This window comes from Actinokineospora sp. UTMC 2448, assembly GCF_024760565.1.
Taxonomy (GTDB): Bacteria; Actinomycetota; Actinomycetes; order Mycobacteriales; family Pseudonocardiaceae; genus Actinokineospora; species Actinokineospora fastidiosa.
The window spans coordinates 5,174,337-5,188,739 of sequence record NZ_CP031087.1 but is presented as its reverse complement, the minus strand read 5'-3'; the positions used below and the strand labels follow the sequence as shown (position 1 = coordinate 5,188,739).

Below are 14,403 nucleotides of genomic sequence, written 5' to 3'. Positions count from 1 at the left end.
TGGGAGCCGCGGTCGATCGGGCGAGGCCGTCGGAAGTCGCGGTCGGTCCGGTGAGCCCGCCGTGCCGGTGCGCCGGTCGCAGCGGGTGGAGGAGCCCGACGTCCCGGTCCGGCGGTCGCAGCGTGCGGCGGCCGTCGAGCGGGTGGTGGAGGAGGCCCAGCCCGCGACCCGGCCGCGCCGCGCGCGTGGGCGTCGCGGTGACACCAAGCGCAGGCCGCGCGGCTCCGCGGGCACCCGCACCGAGGCCCCGGCCCGGCTGGAGCGCGGCGACCGGCCCGGCAGGCTGGGGCGGGCGCGGGCCTTCGCCGCCGAGCGCGTGCGCCGCGCCAAGCCCGACCGGCAGCGCGCCGCCGACCCGGGGGACGTCGGCGCCGGGCGGGCGTCGTTCGTCGTGGTGATCATGGCGCTGCTGGTGGTCGGCGTCGTGGCCACGCTGTGGCTGTCCACGCAGGCCATCGTCGACTCCTACCGGCTGGAGCGGGCCAAGACCGACGCCGACCGGCTGGCCGAGCAGGTCGCCGTCCTGCAGCGCGAGGTCGCGCGGCTGGAGTCGGCCCCCGAGCTGGCCCGGCGCGCCCGCGAGCTGGGCATGGTCCCGGCGGGCGACGCGGCGTGGCTGGTCGTCTCCCCGGACGGGAAGGTGTCGGTGGTCGGCGAGCCCACGCCGGTGCCCACCCCGCCGCCCACGTCGGGCGCGGAGGCACCGTGAGCTGCTTAGAACGGAAGACCGGACCCCGCCGGGCGCGACGGCGGGCACACGGGTGAAGGCGCAGGGGAGCTGGTTGTGAGCAGGTGGGACTCGGGCGACGGCAGGCCGAGGAGCGGCTGGGACGGCCGCGGCCCGACCGGCGGCCCCCGAGACCAGGGCGACGTGCCCCCGCCCAAGCGCGGAACCCCCGCGGGCAAGCAGGGCCACGGCCAGCCAGCCAGGCGCGGCGACGGCAAGCCCGGCGCGTCGGGCAGGCGTGCCGACGGGCAGGGCTACGGCCAGACAGGCAACCGCGGCGACAGCAACCCTGCCGCCCAGGGGTCGGGTAGGCGTGCCGACGGGCAGGCAGGCAGGCGTGGCGGCGGCAAGCCGGGCGGTCAAGGGGCGGGCCAGCAGCGGTACGGGCGCGGGGACGGGCCGGTCGGCAAGCAGGGTGGGCAGGGCGCGGGCCGGGCGGGATACCCGCAGGGCGCAGCCAGCAGGTCCGGTTACCCGACCGCGCGCGGCGGTGGTCGGTCGCACGGGCCCGCGAGCAGGCGCACCGCTCCATCGGGCAAGTCCGGCTACGGGTACGCGAGCACCCACGGCCCCGGGGTGGCGGGCAAGGGCCAGCGGCCCCCGGGCCGCCGGGTGCGCAACCGGGCGTCCGGCGTCGACCACCGGGTGCGGGTCGTGGTGACCCGGTTCGTGCTGATCGCCTCCCTGGTGGCGGCGGGCCTGAAGCTGGTGCAGGTGCAGGTCTTCGAGGCCGAGGCGCTCGCCGCGCGGGCGGAGCGGCAGCGGGTGGAGACCATCCCGATCCCGGCGGCGCGCGGGGCCATCGTGGACCGCAACGGGGTCGAGTTGGCGTTCAGCGTGGAGGCGCGGTCGCTGGCGTGGCGGCCCCGCGCGCAGCGTCAGGTCATCGCCGAGCACAACAAGAAGCCCGGCGCCGAGAAGCTCGACTACGACAAGCAGACCGCCGACCTCGCGCGGCTGATGGTGGAGGTGCTGGGCAGCCGGGTCTCCGAGGCCGACCTGCTGGAGAAGCTGCGCTCCGACAAGTCCTTCGTCTACCTGGTCCACAACATCGAGCCCGCGAAAGCGCGGCTCATCACCGACCGGTTCCCGCAGGTCAACGAGGAGTACCGGGCGGTGAGGGAGTACCCGGGCGGCAGCCTGGCCGCCAACATCGTCGGCGTCGCGAACTGGCGGATGGACGACCCGGAGCAGGCCAACCACAACCTGCACGGGCTCGTCGGGCTGGAACTGCTGCGCGACAACGAGCTGTCGGGCAATCCGGGCTCGGTCACCGTGGAGACCAAGGAGGGCGGCAACGTCGTCATCCCCGGCAGCGAGCGCAACCGCCAGCCCGCCGTCGACGGCGCCGACCTGGAGCTGACCATCGACGCCGACCTGCAGTTCTTCCTGCAGCAGAAGGCCGAGGAGTACGCCAAGCGCAGCGGGGCGCAGTCGGTCAGCGTGGTCGTGCTCGACGCCAAGACCGGCGAGGTCTACGGCCTGGCCAACGACAAGACGTTCGACGCGAGCAAGTCCGGCTGGGACCCCAAATTGATGACGAACCCCGCCGTCACCACGCCGTATGAGCCCGGATCGGTCAACAAGGTCGTGACCGCGATGGGCGCGATCGAGTACGGCCTCACCACGCCCACCGACGTGTACTCCGTCGCGGGCCAGACCCGCGTGGCCGACCGGATCGTCGGGGACGCCTGGACCCACGGCCGGATCAACATGACCACGACCGGCATCTTCGGCAAGTCGTCCAATGTGGGCACGCTGATCCTGGCCGACAAGATCGGCCCTGACCGCTTCGCCGACCTGCTCGCCAAGCTGGGCATCGGCCAGCGCACCAACGTCGGCCTGCCCGGCGAGAGCCCGGGCACGCTGCTGCCGCAGAGCCAGTGGTCGGGCAGCACGTTCGGCAACCTGCCGATCGGCCAGGGCCTGTCGATGACCGTCCTGCAGATGGCCGGGATGTACCAGACCATCGCCAACGACGGGGTCCGGGTGCCGCCGCGCATCGTCAAGGCGGTGATCAAGCCGGACGGCACGCGCGTCGAGGAGCCGCGCCCGGAGGGCGTGCGCGTGGTCTCCCCGCAGACCGCCCGCACCACCGTCGACATGTTCCGCGCGGTCGCGCAGGACGGCCCCGGCTACGACGACGGCACCGCGCCCAAGGCGGCGCTGACCGGCTACCAGATCTCCGGCAAGACCGGCACGGCGCAGCAGTACGACAAGGAGCTGGGCCGCTACAGCGACACCAAGTACTGGGTCACCTTCGCGGGCATCCTGCCCGCCGACGACCCGCGGTTCGTGGTGGGCATGGTCTACGACCGGCCGGTGTACTCCACTCCGGAGGGACACAGCGCCGCGCCGTTCTTCCACGACGTGGCCTCGTTCCTCGCCCAGCGCTACAACATCCCGCTGTCGGCCGAGCCCAGCCCGGTGGTGCCGCTCGTGCTGCCGTGATCGGCGGGTTGTACCTCATCGGTGGACCCGCGCGGGGAACCAGGGGTGGCATGGTCGCCCTCCGTGCGCGGGTAGCCTCCCCGACGTGCCCGCCAAGCTCGTCGGCAAGGCAGTCACAGCGCCGCCTCGCCCCACTCGCATCCCGCCCGTCGCGCTGGCCGATTTGGCCACCCGCGCGAACGCCCGCCCGGACCCGGACGCACCCGCGGTGTCCGATGTGGCCGTCACCGGCGCCACGCTGCGCGCTCAGCACGTGCGGCCCGGCGACGTCTTCGCCGCGCTGCCCGGCGCGCGTGCGCACGGCGCCGACTTCACCGCGGACGCGGTGAGCGCGGGCGCGGTCGCCGTCCTCACCGACGCCGCCGGGGCCGCCCGGCCCGCCGTGCGCGCCGCGGGCGTGCCCGTGCTCGTGCACGAGGACCCGCGTGCCGCGCTCGGCCCGCTCGCCGCCTACATCTACGGCGAGCCGTCGCTTGAGCTCAAGGTCATCGGGGTCACCGGCACGTCCGGCAAGACCACGACCACCTACATGATCGACGCGGGCCTGGCCGCCGCCGGGGCCACGACCGGGCTGATCGGCACGGTCGAGACCCGCATCGCGGGCCAGCGGCTGGCCAGCGCGTTCACCACGCCCGAGGCGCCCGACCTGCAGGCGCTGCTGGCCGTCATGCGCGAGCGCGGCGTCACGCACGTGCCGATGGAGGTCTCCAGCCACGCGCTGGAGCTGGAGCGGGTCGGCGGCACGGCGTTCGCCGTGGGCGCCTTCACCAACCTGTCCCAGGACCACCTGGACTTCCACGCCGACATGGAGGACTACTTCCGGGCCAAGGCGCGGCTGTTCGACGGCCGCTCCCGGGCCGAGGTCGTCTGCGTCGACGGCGAGTGGGGCCGCCGCCTGGTCACCCCCGACACCGTCACCGTCGCCCTCACCGGCGAGGCGCACTGGACCGCGGGCGAGGTGCGCACCTCCCGCTCCGGCGAGCAGTCCTTCCGCATCCACACCCCCGACCAGCGCGCGATCGACGTCGTGCTGCCCATGCCGGGCCTGTTCAACGTCGCCAACGCCCTGGTCGCCGCCGCCTGCCTGGACGCGGTCGGCGTCGAGCACGACGCCATCGCCGCGGGCCTGGCCGGTGTCGGCGTGCCCGGGCGCATGGAGCGCGTCGCCGTCGGCCAGGAGTTCACCGCCGTCGTCGACTACTCGCACAAGCCCGAGGCCGTCGCCCTGGCCCTCGACGCCGTGCGCGCCCGCACCGAGGGCCGCGTCATCGTCGTGCTGGGCTGCGGCGGCGACCGCGACACCGCCAAGCGCCCGCTGATGGGCGAGGCCGCTGCCCGCCGCGCCGACCTGCTGGTCATCACCGACGACAACCCGCGCGGGGAGGAGCCATCGGCCATCCGCGCCGCCATGCGCGCGGGCGCCGAGAGCGCCCCCGACCGCGGCGACATCGTCGAGGTCGGCGACCGCCGCGAGGCCATCCGCGTCGCGGTCGCGGCCGCCCGCCCCGGCGACGTCGTCGTCGTCGCGGGCAAGGGCCACGAGACCGGCCAGGAGGTCGCTGGCGTCGTCCACCCCTTCTCCGACCGCGACGAGCTGGAGGCGGCGATCCGCGCCAGCCTGGGAGAGCCCGCATGATCCCGCTGACCATGGCCGAGGTCGCCGAGGCGACCGGCGGCCGACTCCACAACGCCGACGGCTCCGAGACCGTCACCGGCTCCGTCGAGTTCGACTCCCGCCGGGTCACCCCCGGCGGGCTGTTCATCGCCATGCCGGGCGAGAAGGTCGACGGCCACGACTTCGCCGCCCAGGCCGTCGCGCAGGGCGCGGTCGGGGTGCTCGCCGCCCGCGAGGTCGACGCGCCCTCGGTGATCGTCCCGCCGGTCACCGAGGCGCACCGCCGCTCGGTGGCGCTCACCGGCGACCGCGACGGCTCCGGCGCCGCGGTCCTGGCCGGGCTGGCCAGGCTCGCCCGCCACGTCGTCGACCGGCTCGACCGGCTGACCGTCGTCGGCGTCACCGGCTCGTCCGGCAAGACCTCGACCAAGGACCTGATCTCCCAGGTCCTGACCCCGCTCGGCCCGACGGTCGCCCCGCCCGGCTCGTTCAACAACGAGCTGGGCCACCCGTGGACGGCCCTGCGCGCCACCGCCGACACCCGCTTCCTCGTGCTGGAGCTGTCCGCGCGCGGCCCCGGCCACATCGCCGCGCTCTGCGACGTCGCGCCGCCGCGCATCGGCGTGGTGCTCAACGTCGGCAGCGCGCACGTGGGCGAGTTCGGCTCCCGCGAGGGCATCGCCCAGACCAAGGGCGAGCTGGTCGAGAAGCTGCCCGAGGACGGCGTCGCCGTGCTCAACGCCGACGACCCGCTGGTCGCGGCCATGGCCTCGCGGACGAGGGCGCGGGTCGTGCTGGTCGGCGAGGCCATGAACGCCCACATCCGCGCCGTCGACATCCGCCTCGACGAGCAGGCGCGGGCGAGCTTCACCATGGTCACCCCCAACGGCTCCGCCGACGTCGCCCTCGGCCTGCACGGCGCGCACCACGTCGGCAACGCCCTCTCCGCCGCGGCCGTCGCCCTGGAGGCGGGCGCGACGCCGGAGCAGGCCGCCCGCGCGCTGTCGGACGCCCGCCGCGTGTCCGCGCGCCGCATGGAGGTGATCACCAGGCCCGACGGCGTGACGGTCGTCAACGACTCCTACAACGCGAACCCCGAGTCGGTGCGCGCCGCGCTCAAGACCCTGGCCGCGATGGCCCGCACGGGCAACCGGCGGCGGTCCTGGGCCGTCCTGGGAGTGATGGCCGAGCTGGGCGCGGAGTCGGTGGCCGCGCACGACGAGATCGGCAGGCTGGCCGTCAGATTGGACATCAACCGCCTGGTGGTGGTCGGCGAGCAGGCCGCGCCCATGCACCGGGGGGCGAGCCTGGAGGGCTCGTGGGGAGAGGAGTCGGTGCTGGTGCCGGATGTCGACGCCGCCGTCGCGCTGCTGCGCGCCGAGCTGGCCCCCGGTGACGTCGTGCTGGTGAAGGCCTCCAAGTCGGCCGCCCTGTGGCGGGTGGCCGACGCGCTGCTGGAGTCGCCCCAGGGGGAGACCCGGTGAAGTCCATCCTGATCGCGGCGGCGCTCGCGCTCGTCGCGTCCATCCTCCTGACCCCCTACCTGATCCGGGTGTTCTCCCGGCAGGGCTTCGGCCAGGAGATCCGCGAGGAGGGCCCGCAGGGCCACAAGTCCAAGCGCGGCACCCCGACCATGGGCGGCGTCGCGATCATTATCGCGATGTGGGTCGGCTACGGCGCCGCGCACGCGTTCAACGCCTTCGGCGAGGGCAACGACTCGCCGAGCGCGTCCGGCCTGCTGGTGCTGTTCCTGACCACCGGCCTGGGCATGGTCGGCTTCCTCGACGACTTCATCAAGATCCGCAAGCAGCGCAACCTCGGCCTGAACAAGACCGCGAAGCTGGTCGGCCAGCTGGCCGTGGCGATCGTGTTCGCCATCCTCGCGCTGCGCTATCCCGACGAGAACGGCCTGACCCCCGCGTCGGACCACCTGTCGTTCGTCCGCGACATCGCGATCGTCTCCTTCGGCACGATCGGCTTCATCGTCTTCTGCTACCTGGCCGTGTCGGCGTGGTCGAACGCGGTGAACTTCACCGACGGCCTCGACGGCCTCGCGGGCGGCTCGTCGGCGATGGTGCTGGGCACCTACGTCGTCATCGCGTTCTGGCAGTTCAGCCACGACTGCGCCCGGGTGCAGGAGGCGGCCTGCTTCGACACCCGCGACCCGCTCGACCTCGCCGTGGTCGCCGCGGCGGGCATGGGCGCGTGCATCGGCTTCCTGTGGTGGAACGCCGCCCCGGCCAAGATCTTCATGGGCGACACCGGCTCGCTGGCCCTCGGCGGCCTGGTCGCGGGCCTGTCCATCGCCACGCGCACCGAGCTGCTGATGATCGTCATCGGCGGCCTGTTCGTGGTCGAGATGATGTCGGTGGTGCTGCAGATCGCGGTCTTCCGCACGACCCGGCGGCGGCTGTTCCGGATGGCCCCGTTCCACCACCACTTCGAGCTCGCCGGGTGGGCCGAAACCACGGTCATCATCAGATTCTGGCTGCTGGCGGGCGTCTGCGCGATGTTCGGCCTCGGCCTGTTCTACGCCGACTGGCTCGCCCTGGGCGGCGGCCGGTGACGCTCTACGCGGGCACGCGGGTCCTGGTCGCGGGCGCGGGGGTCGCCGGGACGGGAGTCGCGCGGGCGCTGGTGTCGCTGGGCGCGGAGGTCACCGTCGCCGACGGCGACGCGGCCCGCCTGGCCGCGCTGGAGCTGGACGTGCGCACCGCGCACGCCATCACCGAGCCGCCCGCCGGGACGGAGCTGGTCGTGACCAGCCCCGGCTGGCGGCCGGACAGCCCGCTGCTGGCCAACGCCGCCGTCGAGGTCATCGGCGACGTCGAGCTGGCCTGGCGGATCGGCGAGACGATGCCGGAGCCGCCGGTCTGGCTGGCCATCACCGGCACCAACGGCAAGACCACCACCGTCGGCATGCTGGAGTCGATCCTGCTCGCCGCCGGTCTGGACGCCGTGGCCTGCGGGAACGTCGGCCTGCCCGTGGTCGACGCGGTGCTCGCCGGGCACCGCGTGCTGGCCGTGGAGCTGTCGAGCTTCCAGCTGCACTGGCAGTCGTCGATGCGCGCGCACGCCGCCGCAATCCTCAACATCGCCGAGGACCACATCGACTGGCACGGCTCGCTGGAGGAGTACGCCCGCGCCAAGGCGCGCGTCTACACCGGAGCCCGGTACGCGGTCCACAACACCGCCGACGAGCTGGTCACCCGCCTCGCGCACGAGGTCGAGACCCAGCGCGTCGGGTTCGGCCTGGACACCCCGCGCCCCGGCGGCCTCGGCGTCGTCGAGGACCTGCTGGTCGACCGCGCGTTCACCGACGACCCGGTCAACGAGGCCGCCGAGCTGGCCACGCTCGCCGACGTCCGCCCGCCCGGCCCGCACAACGTCGCCAACGCGCTCGCCGCCGCCGCCCTCGCCCGCGCCTACGGCGTGGGCCCGGACGCGGTGCGCGACGGGCTGCGGGCGTTCACCCCCGGCAGGCACCGCGCGGAGGTCGTCGCCGAGGCGGGCGGCCTGACCTACGTCAACGACTCCAAGGCGACCAACCCGCACGCGGCGGGCGGCTCGCTGCGCGCGTTCGACTCGATCGTGTGGATCGCGGGCGGCCTGCTCAAGGGCGCGACCGTGGACGACCTCGCGCGCGAGGTGTCCGGCAGGCTGCGCGGCGTGGTCGTCATGGGCGCGGACGGCGAGGTCATCGCGGGGTCGGTGGCGCGACACGCGCCGGATGTCCCCGTCGAGCGGGTCCCGTCGGGAGACGATGAGCCCATGATCGCAGCGGTCCGCGCGGCGCGCGCCCTGGCCCGTCCGGGGGATGTCGTCCTGCTCGCCCCCGCCGCGGCCTCCCTCGACATGTTCCGCGACTACGCCCACCGCGGCGAGGCGTTCGTCGAAGCCGTCCGGCGGCTCACCGGGGAGGACCACGGCGGCACCGGGGCCCGGTGATGGCCGTCGAGGCGCAGCCGAGGCCCAAGCGCGCCGGGCGCGGGGTGCGCGTCGGCGGGAAGCTGGGCGCGGCGAGCACCGCGCTGACGGCGTGGCTGGGCAGGCCGCTGGCGTCGTTCCACCTGGTGCTCGCGGTGTTCGCGCTGCTGACCGTGATCGGTCTGGTCATGGTGCTCTCGGCGTCGTCGGTGGAGTCCTACGACGACGGCAAGGGCCTCTACACCGTCTTCCTCAAGCAGCTGATCTACGTGGTCGTCGGCTCGGGCCTGTTCTGGCTGGGCGTGCGGCTGCCGCTGGCGCGCATCCGGTCGTGGAGCGCGCCGTCGATGGTGGTCAGCATCGTGCTGCTGGTCCTGGTCATCACCCCGCTCGGCGCCAACATCAACGGCACCAACAGCTGGTTCAAGCTGGGCCCGCTGTCGTTCCAGCCGGTCGAGGTGGGCAAGGTCGCGCTCGCGCTGTGGGGCGCGCACGTGCTGGTGGTGAAGAAGGCCGTCCTGCACCGCTACCGCCACCTGCTGGTCCCCGTCCTGCCGGTCGCCCTGCTGATGTGCGCGCTGATCATGCTGCAGCCCGACCTCGGCGGCACCATCACCCTGGGCGTGGTGCTCGTGGCCCTGCTGTGGTTCGCGGGCGCGCCGATGCGGCTGTTCGGCGCGCTCCTGCTGGGTGCGGTCGCCGGGGCGCTGCTGCTGGCCGTGGGCACCGACTACCGCCTGGAGCGCGTCGTCGGGTTCCTCAACCCCGGCGATGACGCCGAGGGGCTCAACTACCAGGCCGACCAGGCCCGGCTCGCGCTCGCCGACGGCGGGCTGTTCGGCAGCGGGCTCGGCCAGGGGTCGTCCAAGTGGAGCTTCCTGCCCAACGTCTACAACGACTTCATCTTCGCCCTGATCGGCGACGAGCTGGGCCTGCTCGGCTGCACGCTGGTGCTCGGCCTGTTCGCCATGCTGGCCGTGGTGGGCCTGCGCATCGCCACCCGCAACATCGACCCGTGGATCAGGATGGTCGCCGGGACGCTGACGGTGTGGCTGGTCGCGCAGGCGGCCATCAACGTCGGCTACGTCGTCGGCCTGCTCCCGGTCACCGGCATCACCCTGCCGATGATCTCCTCCGGCGGCACGTCCGTGGTCGTGACGATGCTGGTGTTCGGCATCCTCGCCAACTGCGCGCGCAATGAGCCCGAGGCGGTGTCGGCGCTACGCTCACAGGGGCCGGGCCGCTTCGGCAGGATCATGCGCCTGCCCGCGCCGGACCCGTACCAGCCGCCGAAGAAGCGCAGGCCCGCGCGGCCCACCGCGCGCCCGCGCGGCTCGGGGCGGCCGACCGGGGTGACCGCGAAGCGGGTGCCGCAGGCCCGGCAGAAGGCAAGCCGCGCGACCCCGCGCGCCAGCAAAGGAGGACGTCGTTGAGTTCAGGTACCGGTCCCTGCGTTGTCGTCGCGGGCGGCGGCACGGCCGGGCACATCGAGCCCGCGCTCGCGCTGGCCGACGCGGTCCGCAGGCTGCGGCCGGACGCCCGGATCGTCGCGCTGGGCACCGAGCGCGGCCTGGAGAAGACCATCGTCCCCGCCCGCGGCTACTCGCTGGAGATGATCCCGCCGGTCCCCATGCCGAGGAAGCCGAACGTCGACCTGCTGAAGCTGCCGCTGCGCGTGCGCGCGGCGATCAAGCAGACCCGTGAGGTGCTCGACCGCGTCGGCGCGGACGTGCTGGTCGGCTTCGGCGGCTACGTCGCCCTGCCCGCCTACCTGGCCGCCCGCGGCCGCATGCCGATCATCGTCCACGACACCAACGCCCGCATCGGCCTGGCCAACAAGGTGGGCGCCAAGTTCGCCGACCGGGTGGCCGTCGCGATGCCCGGGACCGGGCTGGCCAATGCCGAGGTCGTGGGCATCCCGCTGCGCGAGTCGATCGTCAAGCTGGACCGGCGGGCGCTGCGGGCGCAGGCGCGGGAGTTCTTCGGCCTGCACCCGACCGCGCCGACGCTGCTGGTGTTCGGCGGTTCGCAGGGCGCCCGGTCGATCAACAACGCGGTGTCCGGCGCGGCGAAGGCGTTCGCCGACGCCGGGATCGGCGTGCTGCACGCGCACGGGCCGAAGAACACCCTGGCCGTGCAGGAGTTCCCGGGCGCGCCCCGGTACGCGTCGGTGCCGTACCTGGAGCGCATGGACCTGGCCTACGCCGCCGCCGACGCGGTGCTGTGCCGGTGCGGGGCGATGACGGTGGCCGAGGTGTCGGCCGTCGGCCTGCCCGCGGTGTACGTCCCGCTGCCGCACGGCAACGGCGAGCAGGCGCTCAACGCGGGCCCGTCGGTGAAGTCCGGGGCCGCGCTCATGGTCCAGGACGCCGAGCTGACCGCGGACAAGGTCGCTTCCCTGGTGGTGCCCATGATGACCGACCCGACCCGGCTGCGGCAGATGTCGGCGGCCGCTCAGGGCAGCGGCCACCGCGAGGCCGCCGACGTCCTCGCCCGCATGGTGCTCGACACGCTCAAGGACCGGAAGTGAGTCTGGAACGCGCCCATCTGGTGGGCATCGGCGGCGCGGGGATGAGCGGCATCGCCCGCATCCTGCTCGCGCGCGGCATGGCGGTGTCGGGCTCCGACGCCAAGGAGGCGCGCTCGTTCCTGTCGCTGCGCGCGCAGGGCGCCCGCATCGCGGTCGGGCAGGCCGCGGAGAACCTGGACCTGCTGCCGGGCGGCCCGTCGGCCGTGGTGGTGTCCACGGCGATCAGGGAGACCAACCCCGAGCTGGCGGAGGCGCGGCGGCGCGGGCTGCCGGTGCTGCACCGCGCGCAGGCCCTGGCCGAGCTGATGGTCGGACAGCGGTCGGCGTGCATCGCGGGCACGCACGGCAAGACGTCGACCACGTCGATGCTGACGGTGGCGCTGCAGCACTGCCGCCTCGACCCGTCGTTCGCCATCGGCGGCGACCTGAACGAGTCGGGGTCGAACGCGCACCACGGCACGGGCGGGATCTTCGTCGCCGAGGCGGATGAGTCGGACGGATCGTTCCTGGTCTACACGCCGTCGGTCGCGGTGGTGACCAATGTGGAGGCCGATCACCTCGACCACCACGGCACCGTCGAGGCGTACGTCGCGGTGTTCGACTCGTTCATCGAGCGCATCGAGCCCGGCGGCGTGCTGATCGCGTGCGCGGACGACCCGGGTTCGGCCGCGCTGGCCGAGCGCGCGGCCGCGCACAGCATCCGGGTCCGCCGGTACGGGCGGCGCGCCTTCGGCGAGGACGACGCCGTGCTGCTCGACTACCGGGCCGTCGACGGCGGCGGCGTCGCGCGGGTGCGGATCGGGTCGGACGAGTTCGACCTGGACGTGGCCGTGCCCGGCGAGCACATGGCGGGCAACGCGCTGGCCGCGCTGCTGGCGGGGGAGAAGCTGGGCGCCCCCCGGTCCGGGATGTTGGAGGGCATCGCGTCCTTCGGCGGCGTGCGCAGGCGGTTCGAGTTCAAGGGCCGCGCGGGCGGCGTCCGGGTCTACGACGACTACGCCCACCACCCGACGGAGGTCGACGCCCAGCTGCGGGCGGTCCGCCCCGCCGCGGGGGAGGGGCGGATCGTGGTGGTGTTCCAGCCGCACATGTACTCGCGCACCGAGGCGTTCGCCGCCGAGTTCGCCACCGCCCTCGGGCTGGCGGACGAGGTGGTCGTGCTGGACGTGTTCGGCGCGCGCGAGGAGCCGGTGCCCGGGGTGTCGGGCGCGCTCATCGCCGACGCGGTGCCGCTGCCGGAGGGCAGGGTGCACTACGAGCCCGCGTTCGACAAGGTCATCACGAAGGTCGCGGACCTGGTGCGCGAGGGCGACCTGGTGATGACGATGGGCGCGGGCGACGTGACGTCGCTGGGCCCTGAGCTGCTCGCCGAGCTGGATCGGCGCACGGGTGACTAGGTCCGCCAGGCCTGCGCCGCGCCGCCGCCCGGCGGCGCGGCGCGCCCGGCGGCGGTTCCTGGTCCGCCGGTTGACGGTCATCGGCGTGATGCTGGTGATCACGGCGGTGGTGTATGTCGTGATGTTCACGTCGGTGTTCGGCGTGCGCGAGGTCTCGGTCGTCGGGATCAAGGAGCTGACGGCTGAGGAGGTGCGGAAGGTCGCCGCGGTCGAGTCGGGCACGCCGTTGGCGCGCGTCGACACGGCGGAGGTGGCGGCGAAGGTGCTGGAGCTGCCGCGCGTCGCGGGCGTGGACGTGGGCCGGTCGCTGCCGGGCACGCTGGAGATCACGGTGACCGAGCGGACCCCCGTGGCGATGATTGTCGCCGAGGACGGGTTCCATTTGGTGGACGTGGAAGGCGTGGATTACGCGGTCAAGGCGAAAGCGCCCGCCGGTTTGCCCACATTGAAGGCGCCGGAACCGGCGGCGGTGAAGGCGGGCGTGCAGGTATTGCACGCGCTCCCGGCGAAACTGCGCCCACAGGTGCGGGTGGTGGACGCGCGAACCGCGCACGACGTGCGGTTGACGTTGAAGGACGGGCGCGTCATCAAGTGGGGCGGGGTGGAGGATTCCGCGCATAAAGCGGCGGTAATCGGGGCCTTGTTGACACAGAAGGGAAAGGTCTACGACGTGGCCGCTCCCGAGTTTCCCACCATTGGGTGATCTTCGCGGCCCAAACCTCTTGCTACTGCGGCAAAGCACGTTCAGTTGTCGGCCCGTTACGGCATTCTCCGCGAAATGGGAGGTCAACGGAAGCCACCCCAGGGCCGGGATCGCGCCCTAGGGGCACAACTGCGAGCGGTCCGCGTCGAGCGGACGAACCTGTCACTGGAGCAAGCCGCCGAGGCGATCGGCTGGTCGATCTCGACACTCAGCCGGGTGGAGAACGGCAAACGGCACATCACCACCGAGGACATGGCCACCGTCCTGGCGATCTACGGCGTGCCCCGTCCGCTGCGCGAGCAGATGGTCGCCAACGCCCGGACGGGCGATCAGACCGGCTGGTGGGCCCGCGACCTGCCCGGCATGCCGCACCTCAACACCCTCATCAGCAAGGAGTCCGACGCCCGGCAGATCACCAGCTGGGCGGTCAGCGTCATTCCGGGTCTGCTCCACACCAGGCAGTACTCCGAGGCCATCATGCGCGCGGACGGCCTCGCGGGCGATCAGGTCGAAGTCAGGTGGGCGGCGCGGCAGAAGCGGCAGGAGGTGCTGCGGAAGATCGACTACACGGCCTTCATCCACGAGCACGCCCTCCGGTCGGCGTTCGGCGGTCGTGAGGCTTTCAGGGAGCAACTGGAGCACCTGTACGCGGTCTACGACCGCGGCATCGGTGTCCGCATCGTCCGCCAGCACCCGGCGGCCTTGCTGCATTCGTGGATGTTGATGGAGTTCCGCCGTGACAGCCCGGTCGTCTACGTCGAGCTGATGCGCAGCGCCGTCTTCCTTTACGACGAAGAGGTGAAGCCATACCAGGACATCCGTGCCAAGATCGAGCAGTCGGCCATGTCATCGGCGGACAGCAGGCGCTTCATCGGATGGATGCTGGAAAGGTTGTGATCATGGAGTGGCGTAAGTCTTCCCGGTCCGGCAGCGAAGGCGACTGCGTGGAACTGCGCCAAGACCTAACGGCGCTGCGCGACAGCAAGCACCCCCAGACCGAACTCCCCGTCCCCATCGAAGCCCTACGAGCCCTCCTCACCCACCTCCGCTAGC

General features: G+C 73.3%; 12 protein-coding genes. All 12 read left to right on the top strand.

Going from position 1 to position 14,403, the window contains the following annotated elements; all coding sequences use genetic code 11:
• Window positions 1-61 precede the first annotated feature (61 nt).
• The 12 genes from Actkin_RS23585 to Actkin_RS23530 all read left to right on the top strand — a co-directional run bounded on the left by Actkin_RS23585 (window position 62) and on the right by Actkin_RS23530 (window position 14,402).
• Window positions 62-709, top strand: a complete 648-nt coding sequence (locus Actkin_RS23585; protein ID WP_258904306.1) for a cell division protein FtsL — start codon at window positions 62-64, stop codon at window positions 707-709.
• A 594-nt stretch (window positions 710-1,303) separates the two neighbouring features.
• Window positions 1,304-3,178, top strand: coding sequence for a peptidoglycan D,D-transpeptidase FtsI family protein (locus Actkin_RS23580; protein ID WP_396123005.1), 1,875 nt, complete (start codon window positions 1,304-1,306; stop codon window positions 3,176-3,178).
• Between the two features lie 85 nt (window positions 3,179-3,263).
• On the top strand, window positions 3,264-4,814 hold the full coding sequence (locus tag Actkin_RS23575) for a UDP-N-acetylmuramoyl-L-alanyl-D-glutamate--2,6-diaminopimelate ligase (RefSeq protein WP_258904304.1): 1,551 nt from the start codon (window positions 3,264-3,266) through the stop codon (window positions 4,812-4,814).
• Window positions 4,811-6,277, top strand: a complete 1,467-nt coding sequence (murF, locus tag Actkin_RS23570) for a UDP-N-acetylmuramoyl-tripeptide--D-alanyl-D-alanine ligase (protein ID WP_258904303.1) — start codon at window positions 4,811-4,813, stop codon at window positions 6,275-6,277. The genes Actkin_RS23575 and murF overlap by 4 nt, the downstream gene beginning before the upstream one ends.
• Complete coding sequence (mraY, locus tag Actkin_RS23565) at window positions 6,274-7,359, top strand: phospho-N-acetylmuramoyl-pentapeptide-transferase (RefSeq protein WP_189211585.1); 1,086 nt, start codon at window positions 6,274-6,276, stop codon at window positions 7,357-7,359. Before murF ends, mraY begins: the two co-directional genes overlap by 4 nt.
• Window positions 7,356-8,741, top strand: a complete 1,386-nt coding sequence (murD, locus tag Actkin_RS23560; protein ID WP_258904302.1) for a UDP-N-acetylmuramoyl-L-alanine--D-glutamate ligase — start codon at window positions 7,356-7,358, stop codon at window positions 8,739-8,741. Before mraY ends, murD begins: the two co-directional genes overlap by 4 nt.
• Window positions 8,741-10,153, top strand: coding sequence for a putative lipid II flippase FtsW (gene ftsW, locus Actkin_RS23555; RefSeq protein ID WP_189211583.1), 1,413 nt, complete (start codon window positions 8,741-8,743; stop codon window positions 10,151-10,153). The genes murD and ftsW overlap by 1 nt, the downstream gene beginning before the upstream one ends.
• Window positions 10,150-11,250: an undecaprenyldiphospho-muramoylpentapeptide beta-N-acetylglucosaminyltransferase gene (gene murG, locus Actkin_RS23550; RefSeq protein ID WP_258904301.1), complete on the top strand. Its 1,101-nt coding sequence runs from the start codon at window positions 10,150-10,152 to the stop codon at window positions 11,248-11,250. Before ftsW ends, murG begins: the two co-directional genes overlap by 4 nt.
• Window positions 11,247-12,647 (top strand): UDP-N-acetylmuramate--L-alanine ligase, encoded by a 1,401-nt coding sequence (gene murC / locus Actkin_RS23545; RefSeq protein WP_258904300.1) that lies wholly within the window; start codon window positions 11,247-11,249, stop codon window positions 12,645-12,647. Before murG ends, murC begins: the two co-directional genes overlap by 4 nt.
• Before the next feature lie 88 nt (window positions 12,648-12,735).
• A complete protein-coding gene (locus Actkin_RS23540) occupies window positions 12,736-13,350 on the top strand; it encodes a cell division protein FtsQ/DivIB (protein ID WP_258907980.1) in 615 nt (204 codons plus the stop codon).
• A gap of 75 nt (window positions 13,351-13,425) precedes the next feature.
• Window positions 13,426-14,247, top strand: a complete 822-nt coding sequence (locus Actkin_RS23535) for a helix-turn-helix domain-containing protein (protein ID WP_258907979.1) — start codon at window positions 13,426-13,428, stop codon at window positions 14,245-14,247.
• Window positions 14,226-14,402, top strand: coding sequence for a DUF397 domain-containing protein (locus tag Actkin_RS23530; RefSeq protein ID WP_309569079.1), 177 nt, complete (start codon window positions 14,226-14,228; stop codon window positions 14,400-14,402). The genes Actkin_RS23535 and Actkin_RS23530 overlap by 22 nt, the downstream gene beginning before the upstream one ends.
• Window position 14,403: the final 1 nt, after the last annotated feature.

Excerpts from the sequence above, each read along its gene's own strand:
- murF (WP_258904303.1), top strand. The coding sequence starts at position 4,811 with ATGATCCCGCTGACCATGGCCGAGGTCGCCGAGGCGACCGGCGGCCGA.
- ftsW (WP_189211583.1), top strand. The coding sequence starts at position 8,741 with ATGGCCGTCGAGGCGCAGCCGAGGCCCAAGCGCGCCGGGCGCGGGGTG.
- Actkin_RS23540 (WP_258907980.1), top strand. The coding sequence starts at position 12,736 with ATGCTGGTGATCACGGCGGTGGTGTATGTCGTGATGTTCACGTCGGTG.
- Actkin_RS23535 (WP_258907979.1), top strand. The coding sequence starts at position 13,426 with ATGGGAGGTCAACGGAAGCCACCCCAGGGCCGGGATCGCGCCCTAGGG.
- Actkin_RS23530 (WP_309569079.1), top strand. The coding sequence starts at position 14,226 with ATGGATGCTGGAAAGGTTGTGATCATGGAGTGGCGTAAGTCTTCCCGG.